This is a genomic window from Pseudomonas fluorescens, assembly GCF_902498195.1.
In the GTDB taxonomy this organism is placed as follows: Bacteria; Pseudomonadota; Gammaproteobacteria; order Pseudomonadales; family Pseudomonadaceae; genus Aquipseudomonas; species Aquipseudomonas fluorescens_BU.
In genome coordinates this window covers 180,779-201,457 of sequence record NZ_CABVIY010000008.1, presented here as the reverse complement: position 1 = coordinate 201,457, position 20,679 = coordinate 180,779, and the positions used below count along the sequence as shown (strand labels likewise).

Sequence of the window (20,679 nt, the reverse complement as noted above, 5' to 3'; positions counted from 1 at the left end):
TGTTGTTATTGCTCCTGGGCGCTTTCAAAGCCTTCGAGAACGTTCACGGCGTTGATGCCGATTTCTTCGACTGCGTAGCCGCCTTCCATCACGAACAGCGTGGGCTTGCCGAGAGCGGCGATGCGTTTGCCCATGGCCAGGTAGTCCGGGCTGTCGAGCTTGAATTGCGAGATCGGGTCGTCCTTGAAGGTATCGACGCCCAGGGACACGACGATGATGTCGGCACCGTATTGTTCGATCTCTTTGCAAGCCTGTTCCAGCGCCGCGCTCCAGGTGTCCCAGCCGGAACCTGCGGCCAGCGGGTAGTTGAAGTTGAAGCCTTCGCCGGCGCCTTCGCCCAGCTCGTCTTCATAGCCGAGGAAGAACGGGAATTCGGCTTCCGGGTGGCCGTGGATCGACGTGAACAGCACGTCACTGCGCTCGTAGAAAATCGATTGGGTGCCGTTGCCGTGGTGGTAGTCGACGTCGAGTATCGCCACCTTCTTGTGGCCCTGATCAAGGAACGCCTGAGCAGCAATGGCCGCGTTGTTGAGGTAGCAGTAACCGCCCATCAAGTCGCTGGCGGCGTGGTGTCCCGGTGGGCGGCACAGGGCGAAGGCGCTGTGTGCGCCACGCTGGATTTGCGCCTGCGCGGTCAACGCCACTTGCGCCGCGCTGTAGGCCGCTTGCCAGGTGCCGGCGGTGATCGGAGCGCCGCCGTCGAAGCTGTAGTAACCAAGCTCGCCATGCAGGCTGGTCGGCTTGATGCGACGCAGGGTGCGGGCTGGCCAGGTGTAGGGCAGCAAGTCACCGTCGGTGTTGAATTCGGTCCAGCGCGCCCAGGCACCTTTGAAGAAGTCGAGGTAGTCGCGGCTATGGATGCGTGCGATCGGGTCGAGGCCGAAGTCCTTCGGACCCTCTACCGGACCGAGGTTCTGGTGTTGTACCCGTGCCAGTACGTGGTCGGCACGGGACGGCATTTCGAAGCAGGGCTTGAGTTGCCCGTCGATCAATTCGCAGCGGCCGTGGTGCAGGTGGTGATCATCCGAGTAGATCGTCAGCATTTCTTGTTCTCCGCAGGCTGATTCGGTTGCACACAGTCTTGCGGCGCGGAGGGTTTTGGAGAACGGCAGGAAAGGCCAAAAGGGGATCGATACGGCCAAAACATTTGACCGAAATTCGCCCCTTGCAATTAAAAGATCGCAGCCTTCGGCAGCTCCTACAGGTGGGCGCATTGCAATGCAGGAGCTGCCGAAGGCTGCGATCTTTTGATTTTTTATGGGCGGAACTGGCTGGGCGCAACACCACTCCAGCGCACGAACGCATGGCGAAAACTCGCGGTTTCACTGAAACCCAGGGCTTCGGCAATCCGGTAGATCGGCAATTGATCCTCGCAGAGCATTTGCTTGGCTTGTTCGAAGCGCAGTTCGTCGAGCAGTTCCTGATAGCTGCACCCCAGGTCCTTGAGGTGACGACGCAAGGTTCGCGCCGAACAGTTCATCTGCTCGGCCAGGCCTTCGAGCCCCGGCGCCGCGTTCAATTGCGCACTGAGCAGTTGGCGAATCCGCCCCAGCCACGCCTGGCGACCGGTGAATTCAGTGTTCTGCTTGCGGCAGCGTTCGGCCATGGCTTGATGGGTAATGACGTCCGCCAGTGGCAAGGGTTGGTCGAGCCACTGTTTGTCGAAGGCGAAGGCGTTATCCCGTGCACCGAAGTGCAGCGGGCAATCAAAGTGCTCGGCATAGGTGGCTTCATAGTCGGGCGCGGCATGCTCGAAACGCGCGGCGATGAGTGGCAGCGGGTGTCCGAACAGGTCGTCGCAGATGACTTTTAGCGAGACCAGGCAGAACTCGGCATTGAACACGGCCATCGCGGGACTCTCCCGGTAATCGGCGGCAACGAACCACACACGCTCGCCGTCCTCTTCAAGGCTCAGTTCAAAAAGTGTTCCCAGCAGCGCCGGATAACGCATCGCCAGGCGTAACGCGTCACCGAAGGTGGCACAGGTGAGCAATGCGTAACCGAGCATGCCGTAGCAGGAAACGTGCATGCGCCGGCCCAGTTCCAGGCCGATATCGCGCTTGAGCGCAACGGCATTGGCGCACACCTGCATCTCCTGGTTGGTGGTGATGCGTGTGTCGGCACGGTTCAGGTCGGCCGCGCAGATGCCACTGCCGGCCAACAAGGCATCGCTGGACAGGCCATCGGCCTTGAAGGCGTTGAGGATCAGGGAGACGGCGTTGAGGGTAGTGAGGTGGGAGTGGAGCATGGGGACTTCCAGCCTTGGGATGGCTGGAACACAGCAAGTTACATGCCGAGCGATGGACCTGTGGGAGCGGGCTTGCTCGCGAATGCGGCAGGTCAGTCGATATAGCGGTCAATTGACTGATTGCATTCGCGAGCAAGCCCGCTCCCACAGGGACGGGCGAGGTGTCAGCTCAGTTCGCCGCAGAGGTCGAGTTCAACAAGACGGCGAACTTCAGCGGTATCGAGCCCGACACCGATCAGCGCATGCAACTTCCCGAACGCGGCCTCACGCGTCATGCCGCCACCCGACAACACGCCAACGCCCCGCAACCGGCTCCCGGCCTCATACACGTCCAGCTCCACGCCACCTTCATGGCATTGGGTCACCGCAACCACCACCACGCCCTTGTCCCGCGCCCGCTCCAGGCTGGCGAGAAACTCGGGATTGTCGCTGGGGCCGGTGCCGCTGCCGTAGCATTCCAGCACCAGGCCCTGAATGCCGCTATCGAGCAGGCCATCCAGGATCCCGGCGCGGATGCCGGGGAATAAAGGCAGCACTGCAACGTTCGCCAGTTGTTTGCTCTGGTGGTAATTCAGCTGTGCAGGGATCGAGGACGCTTTCACGCCGCCGCCCTGGCGCTCCAGGCGCTTGAACGGATGACGGCCGAAACTGCGCACCTTCGCGCAACGGGTCGGGTCCAGCAATTCACCATGGAAGTACAAATGCACGCCCGGCGCCACACCCTGGCCCAGGGCAACCAGCGCTCCACTGAGGTTTTCCCAGGCATCGCTGTCGGTGACACCGGCCGGCAGCATCGAGCCGGTGAAACACACGCGGGCGTGCAGGCCGAGCAACTGGAAACTCATGGCGGCGGCGCTGTAGGCCAGGGTATCGGTGCCGTGCAGGATCAGCACGCTGTCGCAGCCTTGCACATCGACGGCGTCGACCACCGCTTCACGCAGCTGTTGCCAGTAGGTGGGCGTCATGTTGGCGCTGTCGATCAGCGGTGTCATTTCACGGAAACGCCACTGCGGCACCACCAGATCAGGCTGGCTGTGCAGGTATTCGCGCATCCGCGCTTCGAAGCCGGACGCCGGGGCCAGGCCGTTGGCACTGGCCTGCATGCCGATGGTGCCACCGGTGTAGAGCACCATGACATTTTGCGCGGCAGGGTAGTTGCTGGAATTCAATTGGAGGTCTCCGCAAGAGATGGCCTGTGGGAGCGAGCCTGCTCGCGAAGGCGCACTGGCAGTCAACATACTAGTGTCTGACCTAATGCTATCGCGAGCAGGCTCGCTCCTACAGGGTGCTTTTGCGTGGAATAAAAAAAAGGGCCTGGAGAGTGATCTCCAAGCCCTCAAAAGGTGAGAGGTGTCTAGTCCCTCGACCTGGTGAGCGGTGCTACAGCGTTGGTCAGGCCTTCAGAGGCACCAGACGCGGGGCAATCATGTTTTCCGGGCGCAGGATGTCGGCGAGCATGGCGTCGTCGAGCAAGCCTTCTTCGCGCACCAGTTCCAGCACGCCACGACCGCTTTCAAGGGCGATACGGGCGATGCGGGTGGCGTTTTCATAGCCGATGTACGGGTTCAGCGCGGTCACCAGGCCGATCGAGTGCTCGACCAGTTCACGGCAACGTTCTTCGTTGGCGGTGATGCCGGTGATGCAGTGCTCGCGCAGCATGTCCATGGCGCGCTGCAGCAGGCGGATCGAGTCGAAGATCTTGAAGGCGATCAGCGGCTCCATCACGTTCAGTTGCAGCTGGCCGCCTTCGGCCGCGATGGTCAGGGCCAGGTCGTTGCCGATGATCTGGAATGCCACCTGGTTCACGGCTTCCGGGATCACCGGGTTGACCTTGCCTGGCATGATCGAACTGCCTGGCTGACGCGCCGGCAGGTTGATTTCGTTGATGCCGGTGCGCGGGCCGCTGGACAGCAGGCGCAGGTCGTTGCAGATCTTCGACAGCTTGACCGCAGTGCGCTTGAGCATGCCGGAGAACAGCACGAAGGCGCCCATGTCGGAGGTGGCTTCGATCAGGTCGGCCGCCGGGACCAGCGGATGGCCGCTGATGGTGGCCAGGCGCTGTACGGCCAGGTGCTGGTAGCGCGGGTCGGCGTTGATGCCGGTGCCGATCGCGGTGCCGCCCAGGTTCACTTCGGTCAGCAGTTCTGGCGCCAGCGTCTTCAGACGCGCCAGGTCTTCGCCCAGAGTAGTGGCGAAAGCACGGAATTCCTGGCCCAGGGTCATCGGCACGGCGTCTTGCAGTTGGGTACGACCCATCTTCAGGACGTGGCTGAATTCTTCACCTTTGGCGGCGAACGACTGGATCAGGCTGTCGAGGCTGGCCAGCAGCGCGTCGTGACCCAACAGCAGACCCAGGCGGATGGCCGTCGGGTAGGCGTCGTTGGTCGACTGCGCCATGTTCACGTCGTTGTTCGGGTGCAGGTATTGGTACTCGCCCTTCTGGTGACCCATGGCCTCCAGCGCGATGTTGGCGATGACTTCGTTGGCATTCATGTTGGTCGAAGTGCCAGCACCGCCTTGAATCATGTCCACCACGAACTCATCGTGGAAATCGCCGCGGATCAGTCGTGCACAGGCTTCGCTGATGGCCGCGTGCTTGGCTTCGCTCAGGTGACCCAGTTCGCGGTTGGCGTCAGCGGCGGCTTGTTTGACCATCGCCAAGCCGACTACCAGCTTCGGGTAATGCGAAATCGGAACGCCGGAGAGACGGAAGTTATTCACCGCTCGCAGGGTCTGGATGCCGTAATACGCTTGAGCCGGTACTTCAAGTACGCCAAGCAGGTCTTTTTCTGTGCGGAATGATGCAGCGGAGGACATGATAGAAATCATCTCGATATGGACCCGGTCTGTGCCGGAACACTGCAAATGCTAGGCTTGTGGAGAATTTTGGGCCAATGCTGTTAAACACTGGGCTATGCATATTCGGCATAATGCCCATGTGACGCCGCGTTCGCGGCGAGCGTGTGACCTAAATTGGTGCGTGTCCGGGAGGACGTGATGAATCTGGAAAGTAAATGGCTGGAGGACTTCAGTGCCCTGGCCGCCACCCGCAGCTTCTCCCAGGCGGCGGAACGGCGCTTCGTGACCCAGCCGGCGTTCAGCCGGCGGATCCGCAGCCTGGAAGCGGCGCTGGGGCTGACGCTGGTCAACCGCTCGCGCACGCCGATCGAGCTGACGGCGGCGGGGCAGTTGTTCCTGGTCACCGCGCGCACCGTGGTCGAACAGCTCGGCGAAGTGCTGCGTCATCTTCATCATCTGGAAGGCGGGCAGGGCGAAGTGATGCAAGTCGCCGCCGCTCACTCGCTGGCACTGGGTTTCTTCCCGCGCTGGATCGCGCAACTGCGCAATGAAGGTTTGAACATCGCCACGCGACTGGTCGCGACCAACGTAGGCGACGCGGTACATGCACTGCGTGAAGGTGGCTGCGACCTGATGCTGGCCTTCTACGACCCGGATGCGGCGATGCAGATGGACCCGGAAATCTTTCCGTCGTTGCACCTGGGTCATACCGAAATGCTGCCGGTGTGTGCGGCCGATGCCGACGGCAAGCCGCTGTTCGATCTGGAGGGCGAGGGCAGCGTGCCGTTGCTGGCTTATAGCGCCGGTGCGTTTCTGGGTCGCTCCGTGAACATGCTGCTGCGCCAGCGGGCGCTGCGTTTTACCACCATCTACGAAACGGCAATGGCCGACAGCCTTAAAAGCATGGCGCTGGAAGGGTTGGGTATCGCATGGGTGCCTCAGCTCAGCGTTCGTGCCGAGTTGGCACGCGGTGAGTTGGTGGTGTGCGGCGGTCCGCAATGGCATGTGCCGTTGGAGATTCGCCTTTATCGCTGTGCGTTGGTGCGCAAAGCCAACGTTCGATTGTTGTGGCGCAAGTTGGAAGGCGGTGCAGCCCAAGGCACAACCGGCTCCTGAGGCCAAGAAGATCAAATGTGGGAGCGGGCTTGCTCGCGAAGAGGGAGTGCCAGTCGACATCAATGCTGCCTGATACACCGCTTTCGCGAGCAAGCCCGCTCCCACAGGGTTTTGTGGGGAATCGGATTGACCTTCAGGTCAATAAAACCGGGGCTTTGCGCCGTATGACAGATGGTCGAAACGGGGGCTGTTTATCTGTCGTATTGAGGTATACTGCGCGGCCTTCGGCCGGTTCGCCCGGCCATTTTTCGTACAATCAAGCCACGCACAATGCGTGGCTTGTTGTTTTTTGACGCGCCTGCGGGCGCCCAGAGAGAAGAGGCACGACGATGAGTGCACTGGTTGGCGTGATCATGGGCTCCAAGTCCGATTGGTCCACCCTTAGCCACACCGCCGATATGCTGGAAAAGCTCGGCATCCCTTACGAGGTGAAAGTGGTCTCTGCCCACCGCACCCCGGACCTGCTGTTCCAGTACGCTGAAGAAGCGGAAGCGCGTGGCATCGAGGTGATCATCGCCGGTGCCGGCGGCGCAGCCCACTTGCCTGGCATGTGTGCGGCCAAGACCCACCTGCCGGTGCTGGGCGTGCCGGTGCAGTCGGCGATGCTCTCGGGCGTCGATTCGCTGCTCTCCATCGTGCAGATGCCTGCTGGCATTCCGGTCGCCACCCTGGCCATCGGCAAGGCTGGCGCGATCAACGCAGCGCTGCTGTCGGCGAGTATCCTGGGCGCCAAGCACCCGCAGTTCCATGAAGTGCTGAAAACCTTCCGTGCTGAGCAGACAGACAGCGTCCTGGACAATCCAGACCCACGCATCGCCTGAGGTTGTTGACGATGAAGATCGGTGTAATCGGTGGCGGCCAGTTGGGTCGCATGTTGGCGCTGGCGGGCACTCCGCTGGGCATGAATTTCGCTTTCCTGGACCCGGCGCCGGACGCTTGCGCGGCGGCATTGGGCGAACACCTGCGTGCCGATTACGGCGATCAGGATCACCTGCGTCAGCTGGCTGATGAAGTCGATCTGGTGACCTTCGAGTTCGAGAGCGTTCCGGCGGAAACCGTGGCGTTCCTCTCGCAGTTCGTGCCGGTCTATCCGAGTGCCGAAGCCTTGCGTATCGCCCGCGATCGCTGGTTCGAGAAGAGCATGTTCAAGGACCTGGGGATTCCGACCCCGGCGTTCGCCGACATTCAATCCCAGGCCGACCTGGACGCCGCCGTGGCGTCCATCGGCCTGCCGGCCGTGCTCAAGACCCGTACCCTGGGTTACGACGGCAAGGGCCAGAAAGTGCTGCGCACCGCTGACGACGTGGTCGGCACGTTCGCCGAACTGGGCAGCGTGGCCTGCCTGCTGGAAGGCTTCGTGCCATTCACCGGCGAAGTCTCGCTGATCGCCGTACGTGCCCGTGATGGTGAAACCAAGTTCTATCCGCTGGTGCACAACACCCACGACAGCGGCATTCTCAAGCTGTCCGTGGCCAGCACCGACCACCCGCTGCAAGCGCTGGCCGAAGACTACTCCAGCCGTGTGCTCAAGCAGCTGGACTACGTGGGTGTGATGGCGTTCGAGTTCTTTGAAGTCGACGGTGGCCTCAAGGCCAACGAAATTGCCCCGCGCGTGCACAACTCCGGGCACTGGACCACCGAAGGCGCCGAGTGCAGCCAGTTCGAAAACCACCTGCGGGCAGTGGCCGGCCTGCCGCTGGGTTCGACCGCCAAGGTCGGCGAAAGCGCAATGCTGAATTTCATCGGCAAAGTGCCTGAGACGGAAAAAGTCCTGGCCATCGCCGATTGCCACCTGCATCACTACGGCAAGGCGTTCAAGGTCGGCCGCAAGGTCGGTCACGCCAACCTGCGTTGTGCAGACCGCGAGACGCTGGCCGCGCAGATCCTCAAGGTCGAAGCGCTCATCGCTGAATAAACCGGTTTCCTGTGGCGGCGGCGGAACCATTCAGGGATCGCCGTTCTCTCATGGCAGGATGCGAAAGTCTGTCTAGGCTTCGTATAACTGTCCATTCAGAGGGAAATGCCATGGGAATTATCGGAACCATCTTTATCGGCTTGATCGTCGGCCTGCTGGCACGGTTCCTGAAACCGGGCGATGACAGCATGGGCTGGATCATGACCATCCTGCTCGGTATCGGCGGTTCGTTGGCGGCCACCTATGGCGGCCAGGCCCTGGGCATTTACCAGGCAGGCCAAGGCGCGGGCTTCATCGGTGCGCTGGTGGGTGCCGTGGTGTTGCTGGTGATCTACGGCCTGATCAAAAAGAACTGATTCATGCGACAAAGTCCTCTCGGCGGCGCAGTCCGGGAGGACTAGAATGCTCGGCGACTTATCGTCCTTCCTCTACCGAGCCACTCAATGCGCCGTCTTCTGTTAACGCTTCTTTTCCTGGGTGCGGGCCTTGCCCACGCCGGTGACCTGCCGGAAACCGACTGGCTCGAACTGATGCCCAAGTCAGACCAGAAAGCCCTCGAGGCCATGCCCGAGATCGATCACGACTCCCCCGAAGCCACAGGCACCTTTACCGAAAAGGGTGGCATGAAGCAGAGCAAAGGCCTGCCGGCGGTGATGTACTCGACCAAAACCGTGCCGTCGATGAACGACAGGAACATCCGCCTGGGCGGTTATCCGGTGCCACTGGAAACCGACGCAAAGGGCCACAGCACGCTGTTCTTCCTCGTGCCGTATCCAGGCGCCTGTATCCACGTGCCGCCACCGCCGCCCAATCAATTGGTGCTGGTGCGTTATCCCAAGGGTTTGAAGCTCAATGATATCTACACGCCGCTGTGGGTCACCGGCACGCTGAAGATCGAGAAGGTCAGCAACGACCTGGCGGATGCGGCGTATGCGCTGGATGCGGCGAAGGTAAGGGTGGTGAAAGAGTCGGATTTGTAACGCGTTCTAAAGAACAGGCACAAACCAAATGTGGGAGCGGGCTTGCTCGCGAAGGCGGTGTATCAGTCAACGATGATGTTGAATGTTACGGCCCCTTCGCGAGCAAGCCCGCTCCCACATTGGTTTTGTAGTGTTACAGAGACTTGCTGGCGATGCTCACGCCCAGGGTATGGCTCGCACCCGGCGCCAAGGTCACCACATCCCCCAGCACATTCGCCGTTTCGATGCACAGCATGCGCTGCCAGCCATCGTCGGCCATGTCACTGAAGGCCGCGGCGCGGTCGATCCACGGGTTCCAGATCACCGCCGAGCGCGAACCGCTGCTGGTCAGCTCGATACGCCGCTCCCACGCGGGATCGACGATGCTCAGCTTCGCCGGAGTATCGAGGTAGATGCGGTCGGTCTCGCCGGTAAAGCGCAGGTCGCCGGACTGGGTGACGGTTTTCCAGTCGTCCAGGGTCTCGATGTAACTCAAGCCATCCAGGCCTTCGACCTGCACGTTGCGCACATCGCTGACGGCGAAATAGCTGTGCAGTGCCTGGCTGAGGGTGACGGTGTCGTTGCCCTGGTTGTGGCTGGTCAGGCTGATCTGCAGGCGCTCGTCCAGGCGAATGCTCAGTTTCAGGTCCACCTGGTGCGGCCAGCCTGGCAGGCCACCCTCGGGGTAGGGCAGAAGGAATTCGACCTTGACGCTTTCGCCCTCGGCCTCGATGCCGCCCAGTTCCCAGTCCATGGCCCGCACCAGCCCATGAGCGCTTGCCGGCTCGGTACTGACGCGCATCGCCTGCACGCTCTGCGGGTTGCGCGCCAGGTTGCCGAACCACGGCCAGCACACCGGCACACCGGCGCGGATGCTCTTGCCGGTCTTGAACGCCGCCTCTTCGTTGAGCCAGATCACCGGGGGTTCGCCGGCCAACTGATAACTGAGGATGTGCGCGCCCTGCTGGGCTACCAGCAATTCGGCCTGACCGTGGCGGATGCGCCAGCAGTTCAGTTCATCCAGTTTCACGGCTTCAACGTTGGGCGTGCTCATGGGACAGCTCTCGATCAATAACAGGACTGCAGTGGACCGTAAAACGGTCGCCGGGTTTAACGAGGCTCTTTAACGGGCGCGAGGCGGAACCGAGCGGGTGCGGCCGCTGCCATCGATGGCGACGAACACGAAGACCGCTTCGGTGACTTTGCGCCATTCGCTGGACAGCGGATCGTCGCTCCAGACCTCGACCATCATCTGGATCGAGCTGCGGCCGATTTCCAGTGCCTGGGTATAGAAGGAAAGCTGGGCGCCCACCGCCACCGGAACCAGAAACGCCATGCGGTCGATGGCCACGGTAGCCACGCGCCCACCGGCGACCTTGCTGGCCATCGCGGTGCCGGCCAAATCCATCTGCGCCACCAGCCAGCCGCCGAAAATATCGCCAAAGCCGTTGGTTTCGCGTGGAAGCGCGGTGATTTGCAGGGCCAGGTCGCCTTGCGGGATTGGATCTTCTTGTTCGAGCTCTATCATGCCGGGGGTGCCTCTGACCCGTGACTCTTCATAGGTGTAGCGGGTGAATAGCCGTCTCGGAAAAACGATTCAGCCCCGAACATACTACGTTCGTCACGTTTTTCGTAAGGCGCCTAAAGGGAAACTCTGCGAAACCGCCTATGAACCTGACAGGCGTTTTCGCACAGCAACCCTTACAAGCTATTACACAATGGCGAGTATATCGGTCGATAGACTCCGATACGACCATCCGGTTCTCATTTTGACTGTCAAATACGCGCCTCTATGTGCTTTTTCGAACAATTTGCTATCGTGCCGGTCCTGCCCGAGCCCTTGCCTGCGTTGTCGGGGCGGCAGACCTGACTATAAGAGAAGCCTTTGCCATGACCACAGCGCCCTCGAGTATCGCGCAGCCTTCCCAATCCGCACGTCCGTTGACCCGTAGCGACTACAAGACACTGTCGCTGTCGGCCTTGGGCGGCGCGCTGGAATTCTACGACTTCATCATCTTCGTGTTCTTCGCCACGGTGGTGGGCAAACTGTTTTTCCCGGCGGACATGCCCGAATGGCTGCGGTTGATGCAGACCTTCGGGATTTTCGCCGCCGGCTACCTGGCGCGGCCGCTGGGCGGCATCGTGATGGCGCACTTCGGCGACCTGCTGGGGCGCAAGAAGATGTTCACCCTGAGCATTTTCATGATGGCGGTGCCGACCCTGATCATGGGCCTGTTGCCGACCTATGCACAGATCGGCATGTGGGCGCCGATCCTGCTGCTGCTGATGCGGGTGATCCAGGGGGCAGCCATTGGCGGTGAAGTGCCGGGCGCCTGGGTCTTCGTTTCCGAACACGTGCCGCAACGCCATGTCGGCTATGCCTGTGGCACCCTGACCAGCGGGCTGACGGCGGGTATTTTGCTCGGTTCCCTGGTCGCCACGGCCATCAATAGCCTCTACACCCCGGTGGAAGTCGCGGATTACGCCTGGCGGATTCCGTTCCTGCTGGGCGGTGTGTTCGGCCTGTTCTCGGTGTACCTGCGTCGCTGGTTGCACGAGACGCCGGTGTTTGCCGAACTGCAACAGCGCAAGGCGTTGGCCGAAGAAGTGCCACTGCGTGCGGTGTTGCGTGACCATCGCGGTGCGATTGCCATTTCCATGTTGCTGACCTGGTTGCTGTCGGCGGGCATCGTGGTGTTGATCCTGATGACCCCGACCGTGTTGCAGACGGTCTACCACTTCTCGCCCACCACGGCCCTGCAGTCCAACAGTGTGGCCATCGTGATGCTGAGCTTTGGCTGCATCATTTCCGGCGCGCTGGCGGATCGTTTCGGTGCCGGACGAGTGTTCGTGTTCGGCTGCGCCGCGTTACTGGCCAGCTCCTGGACCTTCTACCACAGCCTGGCCGACCATCCTGAATGGCTGTTCCCGATGTATGCCCTGACCGGCCTGCTGGTAGGCACCATCGGTGCGGTGCCGTACGTGATGGTCAAGGCGTTCCCGCCGGTGGTGCGCTTCAGTGGGCTGTCGTTTTCCTACAACGTCGCCTACGCCATCTTCGGTGGCCTGACGCCGATGATCGTCAGCCTGCTGCTCAAGGAAAGCCCGATGGGGCCGGCGTACTACGTGGCGGTGCTGTGCGGGGTCGGGATTCTGGTGGGGGCGTATCTCTGGAAGAAGGGGCGTTAAGCGGGTCCTTGCATCGTTTGCGTTGACGCCTTCGCGAGCAAGCCCGCTCCCACATTTGACCGCGCTCTCTCAGAGGGATGCGGTCGAGTGTGGGAGCGGGCTTGCTCGCGAAGAACGATAGCTTGGTGTTACCTGCAAACATCGAATGCTGGCCTTTCATCCAATTGTCATATTTCAGCCATAGAGTGTTCACACGGCCTGCTGATACTTGGCCCCGACTTAACACACCCTATCTGCTAGGAGTAAGGCATGAAACTGAAGCGTTTGATGGCGGCAATGACTTTTGTCGCTGCTGGCGTTGCGACTGCCAACGCGGTTGCCGCTGTTGACCCGTCGATCCCGAGCTACACCAAGACCACTGGTGTGTCGGGCAATCTGTCCAGCGTCGGCTCCGATACCCTTGCCAACCTCATGACCCTCTGGGCTGAGAACTACAAAAAAGAATACCCGAACGTAAACATCCAGATTCAGGCCGCTGGCTCCGCCACCGCGCCACCTGCGCTGACTGAAGGCACCTCCAACCTGGGCCCGATGAGCCGCAAGATGAAGGACACCGAACTGGCGGCCTTCGAACAGAAATACGGCTACAAGCCAACCGCTATCCCGGTTGCCGTGGACGCCCTGGCGGTATTTGTACACAAGGACAACCCGATCCAGCACCTGACCATGGAACAGGTCGATGCGATCTTCTCGTCCACTCGTCTGTGCGGCGCTAAAACCGACGTGAAAACCTGGGGTGACCTGGGCGTGACCGGCGACCTGGCCAACAAGCCGGTTCAGCTGTTCGGTCGTAACTCGGTATCCGGCACCTACGGCTACTTCAAGGAAGAAGCCTTGTGCAAAGGCGACTACAAGCCAAACGTCAACGAACAACCAGGCTCGGCTTCGGTCGTGCAGTCGATCAGCTCCTCGCTGAACGGCATCGGTTACTCGGGCATCGGCTACAAAACCGCTAGCGTGAAGACCGTGGCCCTGGCCAAGAAAGGCGGCACCGAGTTCATCGAAGACACCGAAGAAAACGCCCTGAACGGCAAGTACCCGCTGTCCCGCTTCCTGTACGTCTACGTCAACAAAGCCCCGAACAAGCCCCTGGCCCCGCTGGAAGCCGAGTTCGTGAAACTGGTTCTGTCCAAACAGGGCCAGGAAGTTGTGGTGAAAGACGGCTACATCCCACTGCCAGCCAAGGTTGCTGCCAAAGCACTGGCTGACCTGGGTCTGCAGGAAGGCGGCGCTGAAGTCGCAAAAAAGTAACAAATTGAGTCCGGGGTGAACCCCATCGGACTCGCCTGGGGGCGGCAGGAGCTGCCCCCAACCACCTCAAATTCTCTATCCACTGCTGGCTACGTCAGCGGCGGATTTGTTGCGTCACTGCACTGTCATCTTTCTGTCATACAGGATCGCTAGGGTGTGCGAATGAATGATCTGGCCAATTCCAACATGACTACTAATCCCCCCAAGCGAATTGATTTCAATACGCCTGAGCTGCAACGCAAGCGCCGTATCCGCGCGCTCAAGGATCGCCTGACTCGCTGGTACGTTCTCGTGGGCGGCCTCGCCGTTCTCGCAGCGATCACCCTGATTTTCTTCTTCCTCGCCTACGTCGTCGCGCCTCTTTTTCAAGGCGCGGACCTGACGGCCAAGGACGCCATCACACCTGCCTGGATGCAAGACGCCGGCAAGCCGCTGATGATCTCCCTGGAAGAACAGAACCAGGTTGCCATGCGGGTGTCCGACAAGGGCCAGGCACTGTTCTTCGACATCGACAGTGGCGCTGAACTCAAGCGCGTCGATCTGCCGATTCCGGCGGGCACTGCCGTAACGGCCATCGGCGAAGACCAGCCAGGTCAACCGCTGGTGGCGGTGGGTCTGTCCAACGGCCAGGCCCTGGTGTTCCGTCACACCTATAAAGTCAGCTATCCGGACGGCAAGAAAACCATCTCGCCCGCCATCGAATACCCTTACGGCGAAACCCCGATCACGCTGAATGAAGCCGGTGGCGCGCTGGAGCATGTCAGCCTCAATGCCACCGATTCGACCCTGATGCTGGTTGGCTCCACCGGTTCGCAACTCAATGTGCTCTCGCTGACCAGCGAAGAAAACATGATGACCGGTGAAGTCACCAACGAGCAGAAGCGCATCGATCTGCCGCAAATGACCGAGCCGGTGAAGAACATCTTCGTCGACCCGCGTCAGCAGTGGCTGTACGTGATCAATGGTCGTGCCCAGGCCGACGTGTTCAGCCTGCGCGACAAGAGCCTCAACGGTCGCTACAAACTGCTTGAAGACGGCGAAACCCAAATCACCGCCAGCACCCAGCTGGTGGGCGGCATCTCGCTGATCCTTGGCGATTCCAAAGGTGGCCTGGCCCAGTGGTTCATGGCGCGTGATCACGATGGCGAGCAACGCCTGAAACAGATCCGCACCTTCCAGATGGGCACCACGCCGATCGTTGAAATCACCGCCGAAGAACGTCGCAAGGGCTTCGTGGCCCTGGACGCCTCCGGCAAGCTCGGCGTATTCCACAGCACCGCCCACCGCACCCTGCTGGTGGATCAAGTGGTCGAAGGCCAGGGCGTGTTCGGCCTGTCGCCACGGGCCAACCGCGTGATCGTGGAAGCGAGCGGCAAGCTGCAACCGTTGCTGCTGGACAACCCGCACCCGGAAGTGTCCTGGAGCGCGTTGTGGAGCAAGGTCTGGTACGAGAACTACGACGAGCCTAAATACGTCTGGCAATCGACCGCCGCCAACACCGACTTCGAACCGAAACTGAGCTTGTCGCCGCTGACTTTCGGCACCCTGAAAGCCGCGTTCTACGCCATGCTGCTGGCCGCGCCCCTGGCCGTCGCCGCCGCGATCTACACCGCGTACTTCATGGCCCCGGGCATGCGCCGCAAGGTCAAGCCGGTGATCGAGCTGATGGAAGCGATGCCAACGGTGATCCTCGGCTTCTTCGCCGGCCTGTTCCTCGCACCGTATGTGGAAGGGCATCTGCCGGGCATCTTCAGCCTGCTGATGCTGCTGCCGATCGGCATCCTGGTCGCCGGTTTCACCTTCAGCCGCCTGCCCGAATCCATTCGCCTGAAAGTCCCGGACGGTTGGGAAAGTGCGCTGTTGATTCCGGTGATCCTGTTCGTGGGCTGGCTGTCGCTGTACATGAGCCCGTTCATGGAGAACTGGTTCTTCGGCGGCGACATGCGCATGTGGATCTCCCACGACCTGGGCATCACCTACGACCAGCGCAACGCACTGGTGGTCGGTCTGGCCATGGGTTTCGCGGTCATCCCGAACATCTACTCCATCGCCGAAGACGCCGTGTTCAGCGTGCCCCGTGGCCTGACCCTCGGTTCCCTGGCCCTCGGCGCCACGCCGTGGCAGACCATGACCCGCGTGGTGATCCTCACCGCCAGCCCGGGCATCTTCTCGGCACTGATGATCGGCATGGGCCGTGCGGTCGGTGAAACCATGATCGTGCTGATGGCCACCGGTAACACCCCGGTCATGGAAATGAACCTGTTCGAAGGCCTGCGCACCCTGGCCGCCAACGTCGCGGTGGAAATGCCGGAGTCGGAAGTCGGCGGCAGCCACTACCGCGTGCTGTTCCTCTCGGCGCTGGTGCTGCTGCTGTTCACCTTCGTCATGAACACCCTCGCGGAGCTGATTCGTCAGCGTCTGCGCAAGAAATACTCGTCGCTTTAAGAAAGGTAGAAGTCTGTGAAACAGAACTCCCTGAAAGGATGGTTCAAGAGCGGCGCCCCCGGCGTCTGGATCAGCGGTGGCGCGGTGTCCATCGCGGTCATCATGACCATTGGCCTGCTGGCGGTGATTGCCGTGCGCGGTCTGGGTCACTTCTGGCCGGCGGACCTGGTGCATGCCAGCTACGACGTGCCGGGCCAGGCCAATCACCTGGTCATCGGCGAAGTGGTACAGAAGGAAGAAGTACCGCGCGCGCGTCTGAAAAGCGCTGGCCTGCCGGTGCCGGACGAAGGTCCGGAGTTCATGACCCGCGAGCTGATCAAGGTCGGCAACCGTGACCTGAACGGCAACGATTTCACGTGGATCGTTGGCGAGTGGCTAACTAACCAGACGACCCCGGTTGAACTGATGGCGCTGGAGCGTCGTGAGTGGGGCAACTTCTACGGCTACCTGGTCAACGTCAAACAGGACGGCAAAGTCATCGCCGAAGGCGAAGCGGCCTGGCCCGAGCTGCAAGCGCGGATCAACCGTGTGAACCAGCTGGCCGCGCAACTCAAGAGCCTGGAGAAATCCGACATCGGCGCGATCAACGCCGGTCTCGAACGCATCCGCCTGCACGGCCGCAAACTGGAACTGGAAGGCAAGCTCAACCCGGCCGCGCAGGCGGACATGGAATCCGAGCGCGCCGAACTCAATGCCCGCTACCAGGACATTGAAGCGCGTCTGGGCGACCTGCACGCGCAGTTCAACCGTGACAGCCTGACCGCCCGTGATGCCAATGGCAAAGAGATCGAAATCAGCCTCGGCAAGGTGGTTCACGCCTACCAGCCGAACGCCATGGGCACCTTCACCAAGATCGGCTTCTACTTCAGCAAGGTCTGGGAATTCCTGAGCGACGATCCGCGTGAAGCGAACACCGAAGGCGGGATCTTCCCGGCGATCTTCGGCACCGTGATGATGACGCTGATCATGGCGATGATCGTGACGCCGTTCGGCGTGCTGGCGGCGGTTTACCTGCGTGAGTACGCCAAGCAGAACGCGTTGACCCGGATTATCCGCATTGCGGTGAACAACCTGGCGGGTGTTCCGGCCATCGTTTACGGCGTGTTCGGCCTGGGCTTCTTCGTGTATGTACTGGGTGGTTCTCTCGACCGCCTGTTCTTCCCGGAAGCCTTGCCGGCACCGACCTTCGGTACGCCGGGTCTGCTGTGGGCGTCGTTGACCCTGGCGCTGCTGGCGGTGCCGGTGGTGATCGTGGCGACCGAAGAAGGCCTGGCGCGGATCCCTCGCACCGTGCGTGAAGGCTCGCTGGCCCTGGGTGCCACCAAGGCAGAAACCTTGTGGAAGATCGTGTTGCCAATGGCCAGCCCGGCCATGATGACCGGCATGATCCTCGCCGTGGCCCGCGCCGCCGGTGAAGTGGCGCCGCTGATGCTGGTGGGTGTGGTGAAACTGGCGCCGTCGCTGCCGGTGGACGGCAACTACCCGTACCTGCACCTGGACCAGAAGATCATGCACCTGGGCTTCCACATTTATGACGTCGGCTTCCAGAGCCCGAACGTCGAAGCCGCGCGGCCGCTGGTGTACGCCACGGCGCTGCTGCTGGTGCTGGTGATCGCGACCTTGAACCTGTCGGCCGTTTATATCCGTAACCACCTGCGCGAGAAGTACAAAGCGCTGGATAGCTGATTTCCAACAGCAATGATTTCTATGTGGGAGCCAGCCTGCTGGCGATGCCATCACCGCGGTTTCAGAGTTAAACCGCGTCGCTAGCATCGCCAGCAGGCTGGCTCCCACAAAAACTGAACCGAATTTGTCAGCACAGGGAGCCTCCCATGCAGCACGAAGCACATACCCACGGCATCAACATGTCGGCCCTGGGTCGCGACAAACAGAGCCTGAACCTTGAGCAGGAAACCGTGGCCATCGAAGTGCCTGGCCTGAGCCTGTTCTACGGCGAGAAACAAGCGCTGTACGACGTCAGCCTGAACATTCCGAAACAGCGCGTGACCGCCTTCATCGGCCCGTCCGGCTGCGGCAAGTCCACGCTGCTGCGTACCTTCAACCGCATGAACGACTTGGTGGATGGCTGCCGCGTCGAAGGCGCGATCAACCTGTACGGCAACAACATCTACCGCAAGGGCGAGGACGTTGCCGAGCTGCGCCGTCGCGTCGGCATGGTGTTCCAGAAGCCGAACCCGTTCCCGAAAACCATCTACGAGAACGTGGTCTACGGCCTGCGTATCCAGGGCATCAACAAAAAGCGCGTGCTCGACGAAGCCGTCGAGTGGGCGTTGAAAGGCGCGGCGCTGTGGGACGAGGTCAAGGACCGTCTGCACGAGTCGGCACTGGGCCTGTCCGGTGGCCAGCAGCAACGTCTGGTCATTGCGCGCACCATCGCCGTGGAGCCGGAAGTGCTGCTGCTCGATGAGCCGTGCTCGGCACTCGACCCGATCTCGACGCTGAAAGTCGAAGAGCTGATCTACGAACTGAAATCCAAGTTCACCATCGTCATCGTGACGCACAACATGCAACAGGCCGCGCGGGTATCCGACTACACGGCGTTCATGTACATGGGCAAACTGGTGGAGTTTGGCGACACCGACACCTTGTTCACCAATCCGGCGAAGAAGCAGACCGAAGACTACATTACCGGTCGCTACGGCTAGGAAGCTGTTGTTGCTCACTGAACTGACGCTGCGGTCCACCGCACCTTACCGGACGCTCCAAGGACGCCAACATGATTAGTAAAGAAGGCCTTACCCACCACATCTCCCAGCAGTTCAACGCCGAGCTTGAGGAGGTGCGCAGCCACCTCCTGGCCATGGGCGGGCTGGTCGAGAAACAGGTTAACGACGCGGTGACCGCGCTGATCGAGGCCGACTCGGGCCTGGCCCAGCAGGTGCGCGAGATCGACGACCAGATCAACCAGATGGAACGCAACATCGACGAAGAATGCCTGCGCATTCTGGCCCGTCGTCAGCCAGCGGCATCCGACTTGCGCCTGATCATCAGCATTTCCAAATCGGTGATCGACCTGGAACGCATCGGTGACGAAGCGACCAAGATCGCCCGTCGCGCCATCCAGTTGTGCGAAGAAGGCGAAGCGCCGCGCGGTTACGTCGAGGTTCGCCACATCGGCGACCAGGTGCGCAACATGGTGCGCGATGCCCTGGACGCCTTCGCCCGTTTCGACGCCGACCTGGCATTGTCGGTGGCGCAGTACGACAAGATCATCGACCGTGAATACAAGACCGCCCTGCGCGAGCTGGCGACCTACATGATGGAAGACCCACGCTCTATCTCGCGGGTCTTGAGCATCATCTGGGTACTGCGTTCGCTGGAGCGCATCGGCGACCACGCGCGCAATATTTCGGAGCTGGTGATCTATCTGGTACGCGGCACCGACGTGCGTCACCTGGGCCTCAAGCGCATGAAGGAAGAAGTTGAAGGAACAAGCGGCGAAACCGCTAATGTTCCGGGCAAAGCTGACGATAAGTAAGGTTGCCCCAGGACGCGCCCGGCCCTTTGGCCGGGCGTTTTTGTTTGTGGCACACGAATTCGAAAGGCAGCACCCGCGAACGAAAAGTCCCGGCGTGACTGAAGGTTTTTGGCAATGTGCCATCAGCAAAGCGGTATGCTTGCCGGGATTTTTTAAAGGGGTTAGGGATGAGTAAGGTCAGTGTGTTGGTCGTGGACGATGCCTCGTTCATTCGTGACCTGGTGAAAAAATGCCTGCGTAACTACTTCCCGGGCATGCGGATCGAAGACGCGGTCAACGGCAGAAAGGCGCAGGCCATGCTGGCACGGGAAGCGTTCGACCTGGTCCTGTGCGATTGGGAAATGCCGGAAATGTCCGGCCTGGAACTGCTGACCTGGTGTCGTGAGCAGGACAACCTCAAGGGCATGCCCTTTGTCATGGTCACCAGTCGCGGCGACAAGGAGAACGTCGTCCAGGCCATCCAGGCCGGGGTATCGGGCTACGTCAGCAAGCCGTTCACCAACGAGCAACTGATCACCAAGGTCAAGCAGGCGCTGCACAAGGTCGGCAAGCTCGACTCCCTGATGAACACGGCCAACACCAAGACCAGCTCGGCGTTCGGCAACGACTCCCTGAATGCGTTGACCGGTGGCAAGGCGGCCGTGGTCGCCCCCACTGCGCCGGCGCCTGCTGCGGCCGCCGCCCAAGCCCGCGGTGGTTTGCTCAACAGCCCGCCCGTCAAGGCACCGGTCGCCGCTGCGGCCGCCGGGGGAGGGCGTGGCCAGGGCCAGTTGCGCTTGCCGAACGGCATCCAGCAATGCGTGATCAAGGCGTTGAGCCTCAAGGAAGCGCTGCTGGTGGTCAAACGGGCCGAGACCTTGCCGCAGGTACTCGACAGCGCCGTGCTTGACCTGGAACAGGGCGAAAGCGCCGAGACCGCGCGTCTCAACGGTTACCTGCACGCCATCGTCGCGCATGAGCAAAAGCCTGACAGCGAATGGCTGCAACTGACCTTCCGCTTCGTCGACCAGGACGCGCAGAAGCTTGATTACATTTCGCGATTGATTGCCCGGGGTACAGCGCAGAAGCACTTCATTCCAGGCGCTTGATACCGTTTCGCCTGTCAGTCCGTCTTCGCGAGCAAGCCCGCTCCCACAGGTTTGGCGTAAACCCTGTGGGAGCGGGCTTGCTCGCGAAGGGGCCATCACCTTCACCACACATCCCCTTGACGCTCCCGTCTTGAAACATCTGCCGACTCTCCGGGTCCATTGCAGCTGCT

General features: G+C 61.2%; 18 protein-coding genes. 12 read left to right on the top strand and 6 right to left on the bottom strand.

The features are described 5' to 3' along the window. Window positions 1–5: 5 nt before the first annotated feature. From F8N66_RS27055 to aspA, 4 genes are all read right to left on the bottom strand, one after another. Window positions 6–1,043 carry a histone deacetylase family protein gene (locus F8N66_RS27055; RefSeq protein ID WP_150773044.1) on the bottom strand — a complete coding sequence of 346 codons (1,038 nt, stop codon included), beginning with the start codon at window positions 1,041–1,043 and terminating at the stop codon, window positions 6–8. A 212-nt stretch (window positions 1,044–1,255) separates the two neighbouring features. Continuing rightward, the gene (locus F8N66_RS27050; RefSeq protein WP_150773043.1) at window positions 1,256–2,248 is read right to left on the bottom strand and encodes an AraC family transcriptional regulator; all 993 of its coding nucleotides are present in this window, start codon (window positions 2,246–2,248) and stop codon (window positions 1,256–1,258) included. A gap of 164 nt (window positions 2,249–2,412) precedes the next feature. Further along, window positions 2,413–3,417, bottom strand: a complete 1,005-nt coding sequence (locus tag F8N66_RS27040) for an asparaginase (protein WP_150773042.1) — start codon at window positions 3,415–3,417, stop codon at window positions 2,413–2,415. Window positions 3,418–3,640: 223 nt separating this feature from the next. After that, the gene (aspA, locus tag F8N66_RS27035; protein WP_096514181.1) at window positions 3,641–5,065 is read right to left on the bottom strand and encodes an aspartate ammonia-lyase; all 1,425 of its coding nucleotides are present in this window, start codon (window positions 5,063–5,065) and stop codon (window positions 3,641–3,643) included. Between the two features lie 180 nt (window positions 5,066–5,245). Between aspA and F8N66_RS27030 the strand changes: the two genes are divergently transcribed. The 5 genes from F8N66_RS27030 to F8N66_RS27005 all read left to right on the top strand — a co-directional run bounded on the left by F8N66_RS27030 (window position 5,246) and on the right by F8N66_RS27005 (window position 9,058). Continuing rightward, complete coding sequence (locus F8N66_RS27030; RefSeq protein WP_150773041.1) at window positions 5,246–6,163, top strand: LysR substrate-binding domain-containing protein; 918 nt, start codon at window positions 5,246–5,248, stop codon at window positions 6,161–6,163. 329 nt (window positions 6,164–6,492) lie between these two features. Beyond that, window positions 6,493–6,984, top strand: a complete 492-nt coding sequence (gene purE, locus F8N66_RS27020; protein WP_008030713.1) for a 5-(carboxyamino)imidazole ribonucleotide mutase — start codon at window positions 6,493–6,495, stop codon at window positions 6,982–6,984. Window positions 6,985–6,995: 11 nt separating this feature from the next. Then, complete coding sequence (locus tag F8N66_RS27015) at window positions 6,996–8,078, top strand: 5-(carboxyamino)imidazole ribonucleotide synthase (RefSeq protein WP_150773040.1); 1,083 nt, start codon at window positions 6,996–6,998, stop codon at window positions 8,076–8,078. Window positions 8,079–8,188: 110 nt separating this feature from the next. Beyond that, the gene (locus tag F8N66_RS27010) at window positions 8,189–8,434 is read left to right on the top strand and encodes a GlsB/YeaQ/YmgE family stress response membrane protein (protein ID WP_008030708.1); all 246 of its coding nucleotides are present in this window, start codon (window positions 8,189–8,191) and stop codon (window positions 8,432–8,434) included. Between the two features lie 87 nt (window positions 8,435–8,521). Further along, the gene (locus F8N66_RS27005) at window positions 8,522–9,058 is read left to right on the top strand and encodes a DUF3299 domain-containing protein (RefSeq protein ID WP_150773039.1); all 537 of its coding nucleotides are present in this window, start codon (window positions 8,522–8,524) and stop codon (window positions 9,056–9,058) included. Window positions 9,059–9,191: 133 nt separating this feature from the next. On the opposite strand, the gene F8N66_RS27000 is transcribed toward F8N66_RS27005, so the two are convergent. Together F8N66_RS27000 and F8N66_RS26995 are read right to left on the bottom strand one after the other, a co-directional pair. Then, window positions 9,192–10,091, bottom strand: a complete 900-nt coding sequence (locus F8N66_RS27000; protein ID WP_150773038.1) for a D-hexose-6-phosphate mutarotase — start codon at window positions 10,089–10,091, stop codon at window positions 9,192–9,194. 69 nt (window positions 10,092–10,160) lie between these two features. After that, complete coding sequence (locus F8N66_RS26995) at window positions 10,161–10,565, bottom strand: acyl-CoA thioesterase (RefSeq protein WP_007896491.1); 405 nt, start codon at window positions 10,563–10,565, stop codon at window positions 10,161–10,163. A 362-nt stretch (window positions 10,566–10,927) separates the two neighbouring features. Between F8N66_RS26995 and F8N66_RS26990 the strand changes: the two genes are divergently transcribed. The 7 genes from F8N66_RS26990 (at window position 10,928) to F8N66_RS26960 (ending at window position 20,509) form a co-directional block, all read left to right on the top strand. Next, window positions 10,928–12,226, top strand: coding sequence for an MFS transporter (locus F8N66_RS26990; protein ID WP_150773037.1), 1,299 nt, complete (start codon window positions 10,928–10,930; stop codon window positions 12,224–12,226). 249 nt (window positions 12,227–12,475) lie between these two features. After that, window positions 12,476–13,477, top strand: coding sequence for a phosphate ABC transporter substrate-binding protein PstS family protein (locus tag F8N66_RS26985; protein WP_150773036.1), 1,002 nt, complete (start codon window positions 12,476–12,478; stop codon window positions 13,475–13,477). 162 nt (window positions 13,478–13,639) lie between these two features. Further along, complete coding sequence (locus F8N66_RS26980) at window positions 13,640–15,922, top strand: ABC transporter permease subunit (RefSeq protein WP_150773035.1); 2,283 nt, start codon at window positions 13,640–13,642, stop codon at window positions 15,920–15,922. A gap of 15 nt (window positions 15,923–15,937) precedes the next feature. After that, a complete protein-coding gene (pstA, locus tag F8N66_RS26975; RefSeq protein WP_150773034.1) occupies window positions 15,938–17,608 on the top strand; it encodes a phosphate ABC transporter permease PstA in 1,671 nt (556 codons plus the stop codon). 146 nt (window positions 17,609–17,754) lie between these two features. Next, window positions 17,755–18,588: a phosphate ABC transporter ATP-binding protein PstB gene (pstB, locus tag F8N66_RS26970; protein WP_077046279.1), complete on the top strand. Its 834-nt coding sequence runs from the start codon at window positions 17,755–17,757 to the stop codon at window positions 18,586–18,588. A 71-nt stretch (window positions 18,589–18,659) separates the two neighbouring features. Continuing rightward, window positions 18,660–19,421, top strand: a complete 762-nt coding sequence (phoU, locus tag F8N66_RS26965) for a phosphate signaling complex protein PhoU (RefSeq protein ID WP_095194608.1) — start codon at window positions 18,660–18,662, stop codon at window positions 19,419–19,421. Between the two features lie 167 nt (window positions 19,422–19,588). Continuing rightward, the gene (locus F8N66_RS26960; RefSeq protein ID WP_150773033.1) at window positions 19,589–20,509 is read left to right on the top strand and encodes a response regulator; all 921 of its coding nucleotides are present in this window, start codon (window positions 19,589–19,591) and stop codon (window positions 20,507–20,509) included. Window positions 20,510–20,679 lie beyond the last annotated feature (170 nt).

Coding starts and splice junctions, on each gene's coding strand:
- F8N66_RS27055 (WP_150773044.1), bottom strand. CDS start 1,043: ATGCTGACGATCTACTCGGATGATCACCACCTGCACCACGGCCGCTGC.
- F8N66_RS27050 (WP_150773043.1), bottom strand. CDS start 2,248: ATGCTCCACTCCCACCTCACTACCCTCAACGCCGTCTCCCTGATCCTC.
- aspA (WP_096514181.1), bottom strand. CDS start 5,065: ATGTCCTCCGCTGCATCATTCCGCACAGAAAAAGACCTGCTTGGCGTA.
- F8N66_RS27030 (WP_150773041.1), top strand. CDS start 5,246: ATGAATCTGGAAAGTAAATGGCTGGAGGACTTCAGTGCCCTGGCCGCC.
- purE (WP_008030713.1), top strand. CDS start 6,493: ATGAGTGCACTGGTTGGCGTGATCATGGGCTCCAAGTCCGATTGGTCC.
- F8N66_RS27015 (WP_150773040.1), top strand. CDS start 6,996: ATGAAGATCGGTGTAATCGGTGGCGGCCAGTTGGGTCGCATGTTGGCG.
- F8N66_RS27010 (WP_008030708.1), top strand. CDS start 8,189: ATGGGAATTATCGGAACCATCTTTATCGGCTTGATCGTCGGCCTGCTG.
- F8N66_RS27005 (WP_150773039.1), top strand. CDS start 8,522: ATGCGCCGTCTTCTGTTAACGCTTCTTTTCCTGGGTGCGGGCCTTGCC.
- F8N66_RS27000 (WP_150773038.1), bottom strand. CDS start 10,091: ATGAGCACGCCCAACGTTGAAGCCGTGAAACTGGATGAACTGAACTGC.
- F8N66_RS26995 (WP_007896491.1), bottom strand. CDS start 10,565: ATGATAGAGCTCGAACAAGAAGATCCAATCCCGCAAGGCGACCTGGCC.
- F8N66_RS26990 (WP_150773037.1), top strand. CDS start 10,928: ATGACCACAGCGCCCTCGAGTATCGCGCAGCCTTCCCAATCCGCACGT.
- F8N66_RS26985 (WP_150773036.1), top strand. CDS start 12,476: ATGAAACTGAAGCGTTTGATGGCGGCAATGACTTTTGTCGCTGCTGGC.
- F8N66_RS26980 (WP_150773035.1), top strand. CDS start 13,640: ATGAATGATCTGGCCAATTCCAACATGACTACTAATCCCCCCAAGCGA.
- pstB (WP_077046279.1), top strand. CDS start 17,755: ATGCAGCACGAAGCACATACCCACGGCATCAACATGTCGGCCCTGGGT.
- phoU (WP_095194608.1), top strand. CDS start 18,660: ATGATTAGTAAAGAAGGCCTTACCCACCACATCTCCCAGCAGTTCAAC.
- F8N66_RS26960 (WP_150773033.1), top strand. CDS start 19,589: ATGAGTAAGGTCAGTGTGTTGGTCGTGGACGATGCCTCGTTCATTCGT.